Here is a 17,494-nt window from a genome sequence, read left to right on the forward strand (position 1 = left end):
TGTAGAAGTAAATCTTTACTATGATTTAATAGTTCTTCATCGGAGTGACAAACATCTTTTAAAGTGTATATAACTTAAAAAATTAAGATATTCATCAACTTTTGAAAGTTAAATAAATACCTTAATTTTTATTTTTATTGCAAGAAATGTTTCACGTGAAACATTTTTATTTTAACGTCCTAAATACACTAGTAAAACATTAATATCAGCCGGAGAAACCCCGCTAATCCTGCCTGCCTGTGCAATGGTCTTAGGACGTACATTAGACATCTTCTGTTTTGCTTCTGCAGAAAGGCTTGTAAGCTTGGTATAATCAAAATCTTCTGGGATTTTAATGTTTTCCAGACGGTTTAATTTAGCTACGTTTTCCTTTTCTTTTTCAATATAGCCTTTATACTTAATATTGATCTCAGCTTGTTCCCTTACTTCGTCATTATACTGAGAAGAAGTTTCTTTAATAAAATCAATTCCATCAAGTTTATCTAAAGTCATATTAGGTCTTGTAAGAATCTGAGCGGCTCTGTAAGCTTGATCTACAGGGCTGCTTTCTATAGATTCTAAAATAGGGTTGATAACGCCTGGTTTTAAAGAAGTTTCACGTAAAAACTCTTCAAGTTGCTGACTTTCAGTTATTTTGGATTCTACTTTCCTTAATCTATCTTCTTTTGCCAATCCAAGCTGATAGGCTTTCTCAGTTAATCTGATATCTGCGTTATCCTGTCGTAAAAGAAGCCTGTATTCGGCACGTGAAGTAAACATTCTGTATGGTTCTTCAGTTCCTTTTGTAATCAGGTCGTCAATAAGTACTCCAATATAAGCTTCGTCTCTGTTCAGGATAAACTCATCTTTTTCATGAACTTTATTGTGAGCATTGATTCCGGCAATCAGACCTTGACCTGCTGCTTCCTCATATCCTGTAGTTCCATTGATCTGTCCTGCGAAATATAAATTATCAATTAATTTTGTTTCTAAGGTATGCTTCAATTGGGTAGGAGGGAAGTAGTCGTATTCAATGGCGTATCCCGGACGGAAAACTTTTACATTTTCAAATCCTGGAATATGTTTCATAGCTTTGATCTGTACATCCTCCGGAAGAGAAGAACTGAATCCGTTTACATAGATCTCAACAGTTTTCCATCCTTCTGGTTCTACGAAAAGCTGGTGTCTGTTTCTTTCTGCAAAACGGTTAATTTTATCTTCAATACTTGGGCAGTATCTTGGACCTAAACTTTGAATGGTTCCATTGAACATTGGACTTCTATCGAAACCTTCACGAAGAATATCATGAACAATCTCGTTGGTATATACAATATGACAACTTAATTGTTTTGTTAATTTCGGAGTATCAAGGTAGCTGAACTTTTGAGGATTTACATCTCCTTTCTGTTCTTCCATTTTTGAGTAATCCAAACTTCTTCCGTCAACTCTTGGTGGAGTACCGGTTTTCATTCTTCCGGCTTCGAAGCCTAAACTTACTAATTGTTCGGTGATCCCAAAAGCTCTCGGTTCACCCATTCTTCCACCACCTAGTTGTTTGTCTCCAACGTGAATTAATCCGTTCAAAAAAGTTCCGTTGGTAAGAACTACAGATTTTGCTTTGATCTCAATTCCTAAAGAAGTAATTACTCCGGTTACTTTATTATTTTCAACAACCAGTTGTTTCACCATATCCTGAAAGAAATCAAGATTGGGAGTATTCTCTAAAGCCAGTCGCCATTCTTCGGCAAAAAGCATTCTGTCATTTTGGGTTCTTGGGGACCACATGGCAGGACCTTTTGAAAGATTCAGCATTTTGAATTGGATGGCAGATTTGTCTGCTACGATTCCGGAGTATCCACCCATTGCGTCAATCTCTCTTACGATTTGTCCTTTTGCGATTCCACCCATTGCCGGGTTGCAACTCATCTGTCCGATGGTCTGCATATTCATTGTAACCAATAGTGTTTTTGAACCCAGGTTGGCTGCCGCTGCTGCTGCTTCACATCCTGCGTGTCCTGCACCTACTACGATTACGTCATATATTTCTGAAATCATTTTTTATCTCGCTGTTTAAGCGTTAAACCTTAACTTTAACTACAATGTTTCACGTGAAACATTTTTGAAGAATGCACTCTAGGTAAGTTTATATTGTTACTAGAATTGAGTACTTTAGATATCGGACTTTAAGTGATTATTTAATTTAATTCTTTAAATCTCTATATTTAGCTAAGTACAGATCTTCCATTCTTCGCATCTCTTTTTCCTCTGCTTCCGTCTTGTCTTTATAGCCAATAAGGTGTAAAACTCCATGGGCTAAAACCCTTCTTAATTCATCTTCATAATCTCGGGAAAGGGTAGAGGCGTTATCAGAAATGCGCTGCAAAGATACGAAAATCTCAGCGCTAATTGTCTTCCCTTTTACATAATCAAAAGTGATGATATCGGTATAATAATCATGCTGTAAATAATCCTGATTAATCTTTAAAAGATATTCGTCATCACAGAAAATGTAGTTGATTTCTCCTAGTTTTTTTCCTTCTGAAAGAATCAAATCTTCCAGCCATTGTTTGTAATCTGTATCTACCGACTCCGGTAAATTTTCGTAAAAGAATTGTATCATTGTATTAAAACCAGTGTCCTAAAATAACACTGAATATGCCTTTTTGATTGTTTTTTAGTGAGTGGCTGAAGTTCACTTTAATCTGCCCAAAAGGAGATTTATATCCAGCCGTAATGCCAAGCGAGCTATAATTTACTTTAACAGCATCTTCAAATTTAATATCGTTGGAAAGGTTGGCAAAGCTAAAATTTCCGCTGATAAAGTAGTTTTTATTAAATCTGAACTGAAGATCATTGGATGCCAAAATTACGTTATTTGTATATAATTGGGCAAAGTAAAATCCTCCAAAACGTTTAAAGTTGATGATATTCTGTTCAAATATTCCTCCCAGTCTGTATTGATAATAGGGTGGAAGATGTTCTCCAAGAGTAATTCCGCCAAATAAATTAAGACGGTATGTAAACTGTTTTCCCAACGGAATATTGATCTTTAAGTCTGCTTTTATCTGTACGATTCTCTTCTCAACTTCAGATTTTAAAAGATCTATAACTTTTCCTTCCGCTGCAAAATAGATTCCTTTGGTTGCAAATTCTTTGTCATCCTGAGTATCGGTCTTCAGAAATATATAAGGATTTAAAAAGCGACTGTAACGTCTGTTATCGCCATTAATTTCAGCCTTAAAGTAGTCATGGCTAATACCACCACCAATTGCGTATTTATCCTTCCATACAGACTGTATATAAGCCTCGTTTCGCATCCATTCCCATTTGTCGATAATATTATTATCTACATTTTTGAGGTCGAAACTCATTCCTGATGAATAAATACCGAATCCTGGAATATAACCGTTGTCGATAAAATAGTTCAGATAATATCTTAATTTATCACCTACTACGACATCCACAGAAAGATTAGAATTTTTAAATAAAAGCCTTTTTGCTGAATAATTAAGCAATAAACCTGTTTTGAAAACTTCATCATAATGCAATCCGAATTTTAAGAAATGCCGTGCCTCATCTTCGGTAACATACAGCTTTAAATAATTGGCATCATTTTCCTGAACAATATCGTAGTTAATGAACTTGTAATTATTGGTGGCAACAAGTTTATCCACCATTTTATTGATATTTCCATAGGTTTGCAAAGAGGGAAGACGTAGTCCCATTTTCCCTAGAGTATAGTTTTTACCATATATTTTGCTTCCTTCTATGGAAATACTGTCTATCTTATATACATTGGAATATATTGGATTTACGCGCTGTCTGAGACGGTCAAACTGGCGTTTTGGAAGTTGGTCCAGCACCTGGGAATATTTTAAACCTTCCACATAGCCGCTGTCAAGAATCTTTTTCTTTTCATCGTAGCTTGTGGCAGACATTCCTTTAAGGTTAGGTTTAATATTGATGTCTGTATACTTATATTGTTTCCTTGTATCTCTTTTGATTCCGAAATCAATCACCTGGTTAAGAATGGATATAATATTGTTTAAATCTTCTCTTTTGGACAGATCCTGGTTAAGATCCACACCGATAACGATATCGATTCCCCGGTCTTTTAATGGCTTTGAAGGATAATTTACCGTCATCGCTCCATCAATATAAATACTGTCACCAATTTTTACGGGATCCATTAAAGATGGAAATGCAGAGCTGGCCATAATAGACTGTACCAAATCTCCTTTTTCAAAGATCTGCATATTGCCGCTTTCAAGATTAGTGGCAACACATAAAAAAGGAATTGGCATTTTAGAAAAGTCTTCAATATTGGCAACATTTTTTAAAAGTTCCTTTAAAAGATAGACGTTTCTCTGCCCGGTACTGATGGAAGAGGGAAGTGTAATTTTTCCATTTTTTAATGGAATAGACAAAAGATATTTGTCTACAGATTTGTTGAAAAAGGTAGTTTCCTGTCTGGATTTTGGATCCATAATTAAAGAATAGAAATCTGTATCCATTACAATCTTTTCTATTTCTTTACCGGAATATCCGGAAGCGTACAGACCACCAACAATGGCTCCCATACTGGTTCCGGCAATATAATCCACTTTTACTCCTAATGAATCTAATACTTTAAGCACTCCTACATGTGAAAAACCTTTGGCACCACCACCGGCGAGCGACAGTCCTATTTTGGGGTTCTTCGGAATCACCAGGTCCTTTTTTACCTGAGATTGGATCCACAGTAATGGGAATATGAAAAGAAGAATCAGGAGTTTTCTCATAGTTAATCTTTTATATAGATCCGTTTCACCCGAGGCGAAATGGATGTTAATACTTCATAGGTTATCGTTTTGCAGTAGCCTGCGAATTCTTTTAAACTTGGTTTTGCATTAAAGACGGTTACCATGTCGCCTTCCTTTACATTCGGAATATTTTCTACATTAATCATCATCATATCCATACAAATATTCCCAACAATTGGAGCCAATGTTTTATGTACACCCAGGCTTCCTATCTGGTTTCCTATCAATCTTGGAATACCATCAGCATATCCAACAGGGATAGTAGCAATCTTGGTTGGGTGATCTGCTTTAAATCTTCTGCTGTATCCAACAGACTCACCGTCTTCAACCATTGATATCTGTGAAATTACGGTTTTAAAACTTACCACAGACTGTAATTGTTTCTGAATTTCAGTATCCGGAGATTCACCAAGCATTCCGATACCGATTCTTACCATGTCATATTGGTGATTTGTATAGCTTGTAATTCCTGAAGAATTTAGAATATGTCGGAGAGGAGTATAGCCCAGTTTTTCTATCAGATAGCTGGAATTCTTATCAAATACCGTGAATTGATTCATAGTAAATTCCTTTTCTTCAGGCATATCAGAAGATGATAAATGACTGAACAAACTTTGAACTTTAAGATTTTTCTCACTTAAAGTTTCACTCAGCTGATCCAGTTCAAAATCTTTAAATCCAAGACGGTGCATTCCCGTTTCCAATTTAATATGAATAGGATATTTTTTATCATATCCGGATTTCTGAACGGCTTCATAGAAAAGTTCTAAAACCCTGAAACTATAAATCTCAGGCTCCAGATTATATTCTATGATAGTCTGGTAACTGTGCTGCTCAGGGTTCATTACGATAATAGGAGTGGTGATTCCCTTTTTACGAAGTTCAACACCTTCATCAGCGAAAGCTACTCCCAGATAATCTATATGGTGATGCTGTAAAAATTCTGAAATTTCATAACTCCCCAAACCGTAAGCATTGGCTTTTACCATAGCCATCATTTTGGTTGTTGGCTTCAGAAGAGACTTGTGGTAATTGATATTATGAAGAATTGCATTCAGATTTATTTCTAAAACCGTATCATGCTTTCTGAGTTCCAGAATATCTTTCAGTTTTTCAATTTCAAATTTTCTGGCTCCTTTCAGAAGAATAATTTGATTTTCAATTTCAGAAAGATGCTTGCTTTCGATCAGTTCTTTCGTATCAATGAAAGTATAGGTTTTAGATTTAAATAATTCACTAAATCTTGAAATTTCATCCCCAATCAGGAATACAGAATCAAAATTTTGCTCATTCACCAATTCTGAAACTTCTTCATATAATTCCTGAGAATTGGTATTCACCCCTACGATATCTGTTAAGACCAGAGATTTTTTAGGTTTATTGTATTCCTTTAAAAATTGAAGGGCAGTTTTCAGAGAATCGAGGTCAAGGTTGAAAGAATCGTTGATGACAATATTGCCCTTAATTCCTTCAATGGCTTCAAGCCTCATTTCGACGGCTTTTAAAAGGTTGATTTTTTCAACGATCTTTTTATTTTCGACCTGTAACACCTTAAGGACTGCGATAAGCGCTGTAGCGTTGGTTAATGTGGATTCGTCTCTCTGATGAGCCGGAAAACTGATTTCTTCACCAAAATAGTCAACAACGATGTTTTCGTCCTTCGTATTTTTTTTGATGAAGACCTGATTTTCTTTTTTAAATCCGTAAGAGATTAATTTTTTATCAGCGTATGCATTTTTTATTTTTTGATCTACCAGAGAATGGTCACCATTATAAATGATCACTTCAGAATCTTTGAAAAGTTTGATCTTCTCATCAATCAGTTCTTCTTCAGAAGAAAAATTAGCAGCATGGGCTGTTCCGATATGTGTTAACAATCCGATCTGAGGATGGAAAATATTTTCAAGTTTTTCCATTTCATTCGGATGAGAAATTCCTACCTCAAAAATTCCCAGTTGGTGAGAATCGTTAATTTGAAGAAGAGAAAGGGGAAGTCCTATCTGAGAATTAAAACTCTTTGGACTTTTTACAGTTGGGTATTCATTCCATAAACATTGGTACAGCCATTCCTTTAAAATGGTCTTTCCATTACTTCCTGTAATTCCGATGGATTGTAAATGAGAATTTTCAAAGTGATATTTGGCTAATTGCTGTAGAAAATCCACGGAATTTTTAACAATAATCCACGTTACATTTTCAAACTGTGGATACTGATGTTCCGAAATAATGATAGTAATACCTCTGTCTATAGCAGCTTCAATGAACTTTTCACCAGAATTTTTATGGGTGTTAATTGCAATAAAGGCAGTATTCTTAATTGAATAAATAATCCTGCTGTCATAGGCTATATTTTTAACCATTAAATTCTTGTCTCCAATAACCTCGGCATTGGTGATCTCTGCAATTTGTTGTACTGTATAATTCATTGGTACCCTTTCTGCTTTATTTTTAAGTGAAATTGCAAAAAGGTAAAATTGCAAAGAGGTGAGAAGAGCTCATATGGTAAGCAGTTTCCTTTTGAAATTTTACAAAATTGCTTTTTCGTTGTTCATTTATATTATATGAAGTGAATCTATATTTTGATTTCGAGCTTTTATCTTTATAAATTACTTCCTTTTTGAAAGCACTTCATCAATAAAAACACGACGGCTTACGGCTTCATAGCTTTCAGTCTCACCAAGCTCTACCAGATTATCTCCCTGTGAGGTTCTCATAGAATAATTGGCAAGGTTACCTGTTCTCTTGCAAATAGCATGCACTTTTGTGACATATTCTGCTGTAGCCATCAAATTGGGCATTGGCCCGAAAGGACGTCCCAGGAAATCCATGTCTAAACCTGCAATAACTACCCGGATGCCGTTGTTTGCCAGTTGATTGGCTATGTCAACAATGCTTTCGTCGAAAAACTGTGCTTCATCTATTGCTACTACATCACAATTGGATGCCAATAGAAGAATCTCACTAGGATTATCTACTGCCGTACTGCGGATTTTATTCTGATTATGAGAAACAACGTCCTCTTCAGAATACCGGATATCCAGTTTCGGTTTAAAAATTTCCACATTCTGTCCTGCCATTTCTGCTCTACGTAATCTTCGGATCAACTCCTCGGTTTTACCCGAAAACATAGAGCCACAAATCACTTCCATCCAACCACTTTGTTTGGAATGATTAATTGTATTTTCTAAAAACATTTGTTAAATTAGCCGTATATTTTCAACATCAAAAGTAAGCAATTTTAATAAGAATCTTATCATGCAAAACATCCAAGATTTAAAGGAAAAGATTTTATTTGAGGCCAAGAATATCATTGATAATCTTGACAAAATAAATAACGTAGACGAATTACTTTCCAAGCAAGATCTTGTAGATGAGCTTGCTAACAGGATTTCTTTTTTGAAATTACTGGAAAAGAACATCGAATATTTCGTAACAGAAGAACCGGTTCTTCATTCAGACGGTCTTGCAGCTTCTTTTGTCTCTGATGAAGCGGATCACCATCATCATGATTCAGGAAATGAAGTAACAGAAGAAGAAGCTATTTTTAATAATGAGCTGAATGAAATTGATGAGCATGAAAATGATAGTTTTATCAGTGGAAAAGCTGATGATGAAGAGATTTTTAATGCCCAGCTGAACGAGATCGTTGAAAATGAGTTTCATGAAAATATCATAAGCTTTGTTGCGGAAAATAATGAAGAAAGAGCTGTTGAAAATGTTCAGACTTCGGTTGTATCTGAAGATGTAACGGAAGAGGAAGCGATTTTCAATAACCAGTTGAATGAAATTGATGAAAATGAACATTTTATTGCTGAAGGTGCTGTTTTAAGCTTTGTGGATGAAGAAAAAATTCTTGCTGATGCTCACCCGGATTCAGACGAAGATATCAATGAAGATATGTTTGAGGATGAAGTAACGGAAGAAGAAGCAATTTTTAACAACCAGCTGAATGAAATAGATGCAGAAGAGCAAGAAGAAGAAACTGAAAATAAAAAAGAGGTAGATTTTGCAGAAGTAAGTGATACCAAAGAAAACAGAGTCAGAGAAACTATTCCAAGTATTTTTGATACTGAAATGCTTGATGATGAAATACTGATTGAAGAAAATGAAGAACAGTTTATTGCTTCTAACATTTCTTTAGAACAAGGTGAGCTGGCCACAGAGACCTCCAATGTTGAAAATATTGTGAATGACATTAAAAATGACCATTCAGAAGAAGAAATAAAAGAAGAAAATGTTCTTGCTGAAGTATACGACAGAAGAAAAATTGTTGAAATAGACAAACCTGTTCCTGAAGAAACAGATAGACATCCTTCTGATGAAAGTTTTGAAAATTTAGATGAATATCATCAGGAGAAAAAAATAAAATTAGCCAATATCAAAGGGTTGAAAGCTGTTCAGTCCCTGTTTGATGATGATCCGCTGGAAAGAGAATTTCCAAAAGAAAATCAACCTGAGCCTGCAAAAGAGGATGCAGGAAGCATTTTAAAGTCTAATATTCCTACTCACTTTATGGAAGCTGAAAAGCAAAAAACGGAGTTTAAATTGGATTTGAATGACAGAATTGCTTTTTCAAAAATGTTGTTTGAAGGAAGCCAGGCTGATCTGAATGAAGCTGTAGCTTATCTGAACCAGTTCAGAACACTGGAAGAAGCCAAGGAATACCTGAGTGACCTTTACTACGAAAGAAAATGGAATAAGGTGGATGAATATGCACAGCGACTTTGGATATTGGTGGAAAATAAATTCTTATAATTTTGAGCGGAATCCTATATTTTGTTCCCACACCTGTTGGGAACCTGGAAGATATGACTTTCAGGGCAGTAAATGTCCTTAAAGATGTAGATTATATTTTATGTGAAGACACCAGAACTTCTGGAATACTTTTAAAACATTTTGAAATTTCCAAGCCTTTAAAATCGTATCATTTACACAATGAACATCAGGCAACGGAAAAAGTAATTACAGACCTTAAAAACGGTCAGAATATCGCAATCATTACCGATGCAGGAACTCCTGGGATTTCAGATCCGGGATATTTATTGGCAAAAGCAGGGGCAGACAATGATATTGAAATGATCTGTTTACCTGGTGCAACAGCTTTAATTCCGGCTTTAGTAGTTTCCGGACTTCCGAATAATGAGTTTTTATTTGCAGGTTTTTTACCACAGAAGAAAGGAAGACAAACCAAGTTAAAGCAGCTTGCCGAAGAAAAGAAAACCATTGTACTGTACGAAAGTCCACACAAGATCAATACCACATTAGAGCAGATCAAGGAATTCTTTGGTGAAAATACCAAAGCAAGTTTAAGCCGTGAAATCTCCAAGAAGTTTGAAGAAACCAAACGAGGGACAATCAATGAGTTAATTGAATTTTCCAAGAGTAAAACTTTAAAAGGAGAGATTGTTCTTATTGTCAATAATTCTATTTAATTTTTAATTGAAAAAGCTAGTTTTTGTATTGTGTTCTGCAGTTTGTATGGGGCAAACCAACCAATACACTAAGGTTCTTCTTTCCAAAAAGACCGGGAAGGAGGTAAGCTCATATTCTGATGGTTTCGGGATAGCTTATGATCCTGTTTCCAAAAAACAGAGCATTGTAGATGCTAAAGGAAATATAACCTTTGAATTACCATATAGAGGAGGACTTTCCCATATTTTTAAGAACAGGTTTATTCTTTATTCTGAGGAAGAAAGTAAAAGAAAATCTGCAATTATTGATGAAAAAGGGAATGAACTGGTTCCTCTTGACGATCAGGACTTCAACACACCTTGGTGGAGTAAAGAACGTATTATTGCTTCAAAACAAGGAAAAGAAGCGGTGTATGATTACAATGGTAAGCTCATCATCCCGGATTCAGATAAAATCAGATTTGCCGGAAAAGATGCTTTCTTTGTCTTAAAGGATAAGAAATGGATTCTGTATGACTTTAATGGAAAACAGCTTAGTGACAGAGAATTTAAAGATGATTATAACTTTGAGAATGGAAGAGCTCTAATACTCAATGAAGAAAACCAAAAGGAAATCATTGGGAAAAACGGCCAAACCTTACATCAACTTTCAAAGAATGTTGTAGATATTAATGCCTATCCTTATCTGATTACCCAAAACAAAAGTACCGGTAAGTATGGACTGATTGATCCTGAAGGTAACATTATTGCAGATGAAATCTATAGCGATATTACTCCGGAATACTTTGGTAAAAAAGAATATATTTATCTTACAAAAAGCAATAAAACAACTGTTTTTAATAAGAAAGATCAGAAGCTTTATCCTAATAATTATAAATATTTATATGCTTTATCCAACCAATTTTTCAGGGTTTACAGTGATAAGACGGATCAATCTGGTATTGTAGATCTGAATGGAAATATGGTAATTCCTCAGGAATATAGTTTTATTAAAAACTTTACTGTCTCAGGAAAGGATTTTATTTATCTTAAAAAAGGGAATGATGAAAAACTTTTGGATAAAGAACTCAGAAATATTCTGAATGAAGGGGATCAGATCGTAGGTTTTTACCCGGAAAATCTTATCATCAAAAGACAGGATCAGTATTATCGGTTTTTAGTGTCCAATAAATCTACCGTTGAACTTAAAGATGTGAAACAGATCAAAAATCAGGATGTTGAATATTTTAATATTCTGAATGAGTATTCAAAGCCATTGGTTTGCATGAATAATGCTAATCTTTATGGTATTCTGGATGCAAAGGGTACTGAAATTGTTCCATTTACTTATGAAGATATTATTGCTTTTGAAAACTTTGAAAATGAAATTGTTGTAAAAAAAGATGGTAAATACGGCGTTCTAAACTTTCAGAATGAACCTATTACAGATATCATTTATGATAAATATACCTGGATGAAAGAAGTTTTAAAATTGAGTAAAGACAAGAAAACAGACTTAATTTATTTCACCAGATTTAGAAATGATATGATAGAATTGTAGTAAAAACACAGAAATTCAACAAAAAAAATCAGTATTTTCATGTTTTCAATGTGTTGAATAACAATTTATAATATCTTTGCAAACCGTTTAATTCTGAAAAAGAATTATGATACTGAATGAGTCAGCTTTCAATAGCTGAATGAGTTATAAAAAAATAATCGTCAAGAGATATGAAATTATTAGAAGGAAAGGTAGCACTAATTACCGGAGCTACAAGAGGAATCGGGAAGGGTATTGCTGAAATGTATGCTCAACAGGGAGCAAAAGTAGCATTTACTTATGCCGGTTCTGTAGACAAAGCTAAAGAATTAGAAGCAGCTTTAAGTTCTGTAACCCAAATTAAAGGGTATCAGTCTGACGCATCAGATTACGATGCCGCTCAAAAATTGGTAGAAGAAGTAATGGCGGAGTTTGGGCAGATTGATATTTTGGTAAACAATGCCGGGATTACAAAAGATAACTTATTATTGAGAATGTCTAAAGAAGATTGGGATCAGGTAATCAAAGTAAACCTTGATTCGGTTTTTAACCTTACAAAAGCGGTTATTAAGCCAATGATGAAGGCTAGAGCAGGATCTATCATTAATATGACTTCAGTAGTTGGAGTAAAAGGAAATGCAGGACAGGCAAACTATGCTGCTTCTAAAGCTGGTGTAATCGGATTTACAAAATCTGTAGCATTAGAGCTGGGTTCAAGAAACATTAGATGTAATGCTATTGCTCCAGGATTCATTGAAACTGAAATGACTGCTGTTCTGGATGAGAAAACAGTTCAGGGATGGAGAGAAGGTGTTCCTTTGAAGAGAGGAGGACAGCCGGAAGATATCGCTAATGCTTGTGTATTCTTCGGAAGTGATATGTCATCATACATTACAGGCCAGACGCTAAACGTAGACGGTGGAATGTTGATGTAAAAAATACAAAGAGGCTATACAAAATGTATAGCCTCTTTTTTTTATGCAAAATTTTTAAATAAATCAGTTAAAAACCTGATTTTCCTGCTCCTGAACCCTGATAAAAGTAGTTCTTTTTGAAAGTTCTTTAAGCTTGGAAGCACCTACATAAGTACATGTAGAGCGCACGCCCCCTAAAATATCTTTCACGGTTTCAGCAACCGGACCTTTATAAGCAACTTTCACCGTTTTTCCTTCAGAAGCACGGTATTCAGCTACACCGCCTGAATGTTTATCCATAGCTGTTTTAGAGCTCATACCATAGAATAAACGGTATTTTTTACCATTTTCTTCAATCATTTCACCACCACTTTCATCGTGACCTGCAAACATTCCGCCTAACATGACGAAATCAGCACCACCACCAAATGCTTTAGCAACATCTCCGGGAATTTTACAACCCCCATCTGCAATAATATGTCCCCCTAAACCATGAGCAGCATCCGCACATTCTATGATCGCAGATAACTGTGGGTAACCAACTCCTGTTTTTACACGGGTTGTACATACTGAGCCAGGTCCAATTCCAACTTTAATGATATCTGCTCCCACTAAAAGAAGTTCTTCTACCATTTCTCCGGTCACTACATTTCCGGCAATAATGATCTTATCAGGAAAATTAGCCCTTGCAGCCTTCACAAACTGAACGAAATGTTCAGAATAACCATTGGCAACATCTATACAGAGAAACTCTATTTTTGGATGCTTTTCGAGGATCAGTCTGATCTTTTCTTCATCCGCTTTTCCGGTACCTGTGCTTAATGCAATATACTGATGAATACTTTCAGGCTGGCTTTGAAGGAACTGATCCCATTCTTCAGGAGTATAATGTTTGTGAACTGCGGTGATGATTTTGTCTTTAGCCAGTTCTACAGCCATTTCAAAAGTTCCCACAGTGTCCATATTGGCAGCAATAACGGGAACTCCACTCCATCTTTTTTAGTATGTTTAAAGATAAATTCCCTTTCCAGATCTACTTCTGAACGGGATTTCAATGTAGAACGTTTAGGGCGGAACATTACATCCTTAAACCCCAGTTTTATGTCATATTCTATACGCATTTTGTAATTATTTGTCAGAATAAAGGTAGTAAATAATCTGAAATGGATTATTTTTGAAACCATGGATTTTCCTGTAACATTTCATATTTTCGGACAAACCATTCTTGCACATCCGCTTTTTGAGGCAGTTGGAATGTTTCTTGGCATGCGGTATTATTTTTATCTTAAAAGAAAATCTCCGGAAAAATTATCATTCAATACTTCTGCTGCTGTTTTGATAGGAGCAACGGCTGGAGCATTATTAGGTTCCAAACTCATTGGAAATCTTGAAAATCCATACACCATGTTTGAAAATTTCAGTTTTCAGAAGTTCTGGTCCAGTAATACGATTGTCGGTGGACTCGCTTTTGGATTATTGGGTGTGGAACTGGCTAAAAAAGCAGTAGGGCATAAAGAAAGTACAGGAGATTTGATTGTTTTCCCTTTAATGTTGGCCATAATTATCGGAAGGATAGGTTGTTTTCTTACCGGGATTCATGAAGAAACCTATGGTATTCCCACTGATTCTGTCTTTGGAATGTATTTGGGAGATCAGTATCTCAGACATCCTGTTTCCTTATATGAGATTGGCTTTCTGATTGTGCTTTGGATAGTTTTGAAATCTATTCAGAGACAAAAGAAGTATCCGTCGGGGTTTCTTTTTCAGATCTTTATGCTGAGTTATTTTACATTCAGATTCCTTTTAGACTTCATTAAGCCAAGAGTGGAAATTGCAGGAAATCTGGGAACTATTCAACTTGTATGTATTTGTGTAATTATTTACTACATTTATAATATTAAAAATACCCAAACCACACATTTAAAATATTCAAGATGAAACCTTTAACACTTTTGGAAGTTGGTGACCTCACTGGACTGGTAGTTATGATTGTTGGTATGATAATTATCGGGGCTCTGTTTTTTTCAATTATTGTCACCTTTATTGTGAAGCTGATCTATGAAAGTAAGGATAACAGAAAATTCAGCAGAAAACAGTTTATACAGACTTTTGTTATTTGTTTATTGATCTGTGGTCTGATCAGCGGATACATCTGTGGATAAGCATTTTAAAAACTAATTATGCCAGTAAGAAACTATACCTATTACGATTATACAATAAGTCTTTGCCCGGAATGCCTTAAAAGGGTAGGAGCGAAGATCATCATAGAAGATGAAGCTGTTTTCATGACCAAAAGATGTCCGGATCATGGTTTTTTCAAAACAAAAATTGCTTCAGATGTTCATTATTACAAGAACATAAGAAATTATAACAAAGCTTCGGAAATGCCTCTTCATTTCGGAACAGATGTAGAGTATGGGTGTCCATATGACTGTGGCCTTTGTGTAGATCATGAGCAACACAGCTGTCTTTCCATTGTAGAAGTTACAGATCGTTGCAATCTCACCTGTCCAACCTGTTATGCAATGTCTTCTCCACATTATGGAAGTCATAGGAGTTTAGAGGAGATTGAGGCTATGTTTGATGTGATTGTTAAAAATGAAGGAGAACCGGATGTTGTTCAGATCAGTGGAGGAGAACCAACTATTCATCCCGAATTCTTTAAAATTATGGACATTGCAAAGTCAAAGCCCATTAAACATTTAATGTTGAATACCAACGGGATAAGAATTGCTAACGATCCTGGTTTTGCAGAAAAGCTGGCCACTTATGCTCCGGAATTTGAGGTGTATCTTCAGTTTGACTCATTTAAACCTGAAGTTCTGGAAGATTTCAGAGGAAAAGATCTTACCTCTGTAAGAATGAAAGCTTTAGAAAAACTGAATGAGCTGAACCTTTCTACCACCTTAGTAATTGTTCTTCAAAAAGATAAAAACATTGATGAAATTGGAAAGATCATCGAATTCGCTCTAAAACAGAAATGTGTAAGAGGAATTACCTTCCAGCCTGTAGAAATTGCAGGAAGAAACAGGGAAGATTCTGCTCATGAGAAAATCACTTTAACGGAAGTAAGACAGGAAATTCTGAATCAGTTTCCACTTTTAAATTCAGATGATATTATTCCGGTTCCGTGTAATCCGGATGCTCTGGCAATGGGATATATTTTAAAACTTCAGGGAGAAATTATTCCTTTAACCCGATATATCAACCCTGCTGATCTTCTGAATAACGAATCTAAAAATACCATTGTTTACGAACAGGATGCGGGACTTCATATGCAGTTACTGGACATCTTCAGTACAGGAATTTCTGTTGATAAAGTAAAACCTAAGGTTAATCAGTTACTTTGTTGTCTACCTGAAGTGTGTGCGCCGGATTTGGATTACGATAATCTGTTTAGAATTATCATTATGAACTTTATGGATGCTCATGATTTTGATGTAAGAGCAGTGAAGAAATCCTGTGTTCATATCGTCAATAAAGACCTGAAATTAATTCCATTTGAAACCATGAACCTTTTCTACCGCGATGATAAGAAAAGCTATCTGGAAGAACTGAGGAAAGAAGACAAGGTGCTATTTTAACACAGAAATAAATTAGTATTTCTAACCAATCTTAAACATAATCATCTGTGTTAATCTGCGAAAATCTGCGAGAGATAAAAAAACAAAAAGCGTGAAATCATTAAATTTCACGCTTTTCTATCTTTAAATAAAAGGATTATTTAGATTCCTTTACGACATCAAAAGCCATTACTTCTTCCAATGTTTTCATATACTCGTAGGCTGTAAGATCAAATTTTACAGGGACAATTGAGATATATCCGTTCGCTAGCGCAGTTTCATCAGCATCTTCAGACTCATCCATATTGTTGAAGTAACCTGTTAGCCAGTAATACTTTTTCCCGTGTGGATTTACTCTTTCATCAAAGCTTTCTTCCCATTTGGCATTAGCCTGTTTGCAGACTTTTATGCCTTTTATTTCTGATGCAGGAAGTTTTGGGATGTTCACATTCAGAACAATTCCTTTTGGCATTGGGTTTTCAAGAGTTCTTCTTACAATATTCTGAATAAATTCTTTAGCCTGGGTAAAATCTGCTTCCCAGCTGAAATCCAGTAATGAGAATCCAATGGCAGGAATTCCTTCTACCCCCGCTTCTACAGCAGCAGACATCGTCCCTGAGTAAATCACATTAATGGATGAGTTGGCACCATGATTAATCCCTGAAACTACAATGTCTGGTCTTCTTGTCAAAATTTTATCAAGAGCCATTTTTACACAGTCAACAGGAGTTCCACTGCATGAATAATCTGTCTGCGGACCATCAAGAGTAACTTCTTCGTAACTTAAAGTAGAGTTAATGGTGATAGCGTGGCCTTTACCACTTTGAGGAGAGTTAGGGGCTACCACAATTACTTCTCCGATTTCGTTCATAAAACTGATCAAATTTCTGATACCAGGAGCTGTAATTCCATCATCATTAGTAACCAGAATAAGCGGTCTTTCCATATATTATCTTAATTTTTTATACAAATAGAGTACAATCTGTTCATTTGAGAATTGAACAAAAAGAATTTTCAACACATCAAATGTAGTTAAAAATAAGACGCAATAAAACAGGAGAGTGGCCATTCGGTCATTTAATTTCTGAAACAAATATCCTGTATTTTAGCAAGAAAAGGAGGCTGAACAGAGGAAAAAGAAGCTGTTGGCCGTTCAAATTACTATTGAATTTTAGCATAATTTTATCATCTTCCAAAGAATATTTAACATTGAATCCAACCCATGGAATATTGTTAACTTCTATGATCTTTTTAAAGATGATAGAAAGCCTCATATCACTATATATTTCAAGATCAGGAAATGTTC

The 17,494-nt window shown here is 35.3% G+C and carries 13 protein-coding genes and 1 pseudogene; 7 read left to right on the plus strand and 7 right to left on the minus strand.

Annotated elements, in window-relative coordinates; translation table 11 throughout:
- Positions 1–171 precede the first annotated feature (171 nt).
- From mnmG to BOQ64_RS16905, 5 genes are all read right to left on the minus strand, one after another.
- Positions 172–2,034: a tRNA uridine-5-carboxymethylaminomethyl(34) synthesis enzyme MnmG gene (gene mnmG, locus BOQ64_RS16885; RefSeq protein ID WP_129058909.1), complete on the minus strand. Its 1,863-nt coding sequence runs from the start codon at positions 2,032–2,034 to the stop codon at positions 172–174.
- A gap of 145 nt (positions 2,035–2,179) precedes the next feature.
- Entirely contained in the window at positions 2,180–2,599 is a 420-nt protein-coding gene (ybeY, locus tag BOQ64_RS16890) for an rRNA maturation RNase YbeY (RefSeq protein WP_129058910.1), read from the minus strand.
- Positions 2,600–2,603: 4 nt separating this feature from the next.
- Positions 2,604–4,760, minus strand: a complete 2,157-nt coding sequence (locus BOQ64_RS16895) for a patatin-like phospholipase family protein (RefSeq protein ID WP_129058911.1) — start codon at positions 4,758–4,760, stop codon at positions 2,604–2,606.
- 2 nt (positions 4,761–4,762) lie between these two features.
- A complete protein-coding gene (locus BOQ64_RS16900; protein ID WP_129058912.1) occupies positions 4,763–7,207 on the minus strand; it encodes a bifunctional UDP-N-acetylmuramoyl-tripeptide:D-alanyl-D-alanine ligase/alanine racemase in 2,445 nt (814 codons plus the stop codon).
- 180 nt (positions 7,208–7,387) lie between these two features.
- A complete protein-coding gene (locus tag BOQ64_RS16905; protein WP_129058913.1) occupies positions 7,388–7,975 on the minus strand; it encodes a thymidine kinase in 588 nt (195 codons plus the stop codon).
- Positions 7,976–8,036: 61 nt separating this feature from the next.
- Here BOQ64_RS16905 and BOQ64_RS16910 point away from each other — a divergent pair, with 61 nt between their 5' ends.
- From BOQ64_RS16910 to fabG, 4 genes are all read left to right on the plus strand, one after another.
- Positions 8,037–9,536, plus strand: a complete 1,500-nt coding sequence (locus BOQ64_RS16910) for a hypothetical protein (RefSeq protein WP_129058914.1) — start codon at positions 8,037–8,039, stop codon at positions 9,534–9,536.
- Between the two features lie 2 nt (positions 9,537–9,538).
- On the plus strand, positions 9,539–10,213 hold the full coding sequence (gene rsmI, locus BOQ64_RS16915) for a 16S rRNA (cytidine(1402)-2'-O)-methyltransferase (RefSeq protein WP_129058915.1): 675 nt from the start codon (positions 9,539–9,541) through the stop codon (positions 10,211–10,213).
- Positions 10,214–10,220: 7 nt separating this feature from the next.
- The gene (locus BOQ64_RS16920) at positions 10,221–11,732 is read left to right on the plus strand and encodes a WG repeat-containing protein (RefSeq protein ID WP_129058916.1); all 1,512 of its coding nucleotides are present in this window, start codon (positions 10,221–10,223) and stop codon (positions 11,730–11,732) included.
- 170 nt (positions 11,733–11,902) lie between these two features.
- Positions 11,903–12,646: a 3-oxoacyl-[acyl-carrier-protein] reductase gene (fabG, locus tag BOQ64_RS16925; protein ID WP_129058917.1), complete on the plus strand. Its 744-nt coding sequence runs from the start codon at positions 11,903–11,905 to the stop codon at positions 12,644–12,646.
- A 63-nt stretch (positions 12,647–12,709) separates the two neighbouring features.
- On the opposite strand, the pseudogene BOQ64_RS16930 reads toward fabG, so the two are convergent.
- Positions 12,710–13,746 (minus strand): annotated as a pseudogene (locus tag BOQ64_RS16930) (GMP reductase).
- A 61-nt stretch (positions 13,747–13,807) separates the two neighbouring features.
- On the opposite strand from BOQ64_RS16930, the gene BOQ64_RS16935 reads away from it, so the two are divergent.
- The 3 genes from BOQ64_RS16935 to BOQ64_RS16945 are packed head-to-tail and all read left to right on the plus strand — an operon-like array spanning position 13,808 to position 16,209.
- On the plus strand, positions 13,808–14,563 hold the full coding sequence (locus BOQ64_RS16935) for a prolipoprotein diacylglyceryl transferase (RefSeq protein WP_129058918.1): 756 nt from the start codon (positions 13,808–13,810) through the stop codon (positions 14,561–14,563).
- A complete protein-coding gene (locus tag BOQ64_RS16940; protein ID WP_129058919.1) occupies positions 14,560–14,787 on the plus strand; it encodes a hypothetical protein in 228 nt (75 codons plus the stop codon). The genes BOQ64_RS16935 and BOQ64_RS16940 overlap by 4 nt, the downstream gene beginning before the upstream one ends.
- A gap of 18 nt (positions 14,788–14,805) precedes the next feature.
- Positions 14,806–16,209, plus strand: coding sequence for a radical SAM protein (locus BOQ64_RS16945; protein WP_129058920.1), 1,404 nt, complete (start codon positions 14,806–14,808; stop codon positions 16,207–16,209).
- Between the two features lie 136 nt (positions 16,210–16,345).
- Here the strand turns inward: BOQ64_RS16945 and surE are convergent, their stop codons facing one another.
- Positions 16,346–17,134: a 5'/3'-nucleotidase SurE gene (surE, locus tag BOQ64_RS16950; RefSeq protein ID WP_129058921.1), complete on the minus strand. Its 789-nt coding sequence runs from the start codon at positions 17,132–17,134 to the stop codon at positions 16,346–16,348.
- Between the last annotated feature and the right edge of the window lie 360 nt (positions 17,135–17,494).

Origin of the sequence: Chryseobacterium sp. CH25 (assembly GCF_004119455.1) — a bacterium.
Lineage (GTDB): Bacteria > Bacteroidota > Bacteroidia > Flavobacteriales > Weeksellaceae > Chryseobacterium.

Bases quoted from the DNA above. Each gene is read 5' to 3' on its own strand.
- BOQ64_RS16940 (WP_129058919.1), top strand. From the start codon at position 14,560: ATGAAACCTTTAACACTTTTGGAAGTTGGTGACCTCACTGGACTGGTA.
- mnmG (WP_129058909.1), bottom strand. From the start codon at position 2,034: ATGATTTCAGAAATATATGACGTAATCGTAGTAGGTGCAGGACACGCA.
- BOQ64_RS16910 (WP_129058914.1), top strand. From the start codon at position 8,037: ATGCAAAACATCCAAGATTTAAAGGAAAAGATTTTATTTGAGGCCAAG.
- ybeY (WP_129058910.1), bottom strand. From the start codon at position 2,599: ATGATACAATTCTTTTACGAAAATTTACCGGAGTCGGTAGATACAGAT.
- fabG (WP_129058917.1), top strand. From the start codon at position 11,903: ATGAAATTATTAGAAGGAAAGGTAGCACTAATTACCGGAGCTACAAGA.
- surE (WP_129058921.1), bottom strand. From the start codon at position 17,134: ATGGAAAGACCGCTTATTCTGGTTACTAATGATGATGGAATTACAGCT.
- BOQ64_RS16945 (WP_129058920.1), top strand. From the start codon at position 14,806: ATGCCAGTAAGAAACTATACCTATTACGATTATACAATAAGTCTTTGC.
- BOQ64_RS16935 (WP_129058918.1), top strand. From the start codon at position 13,808: ATGGATTTTCCTGTAACATTTCATATTTTCGGACAAACCATTCTTGCA.
- BOQ64_RS16895 (WP_129058911.1), bottom strand. From the start codon at position 4,760: ATGAGAAAACTCCTGATTCTTCTTTTCATATTCCCATTACTGTGGATC.
- BOQ64_RS16905 (WP_129058913.1), bottom strand. From the start codon at position 7,975: ATGTTTTTAGAAAATACAATTAATCATTCCAAACAAAGTGGTTGGATG.
- BOQ64_RS16900 (WP_129058912.1), bottom strand. From the start codon at position 7,207: ATGAATTATACAGTACAACAAATTGCAGAGATCACCAATGCCGAGGTT.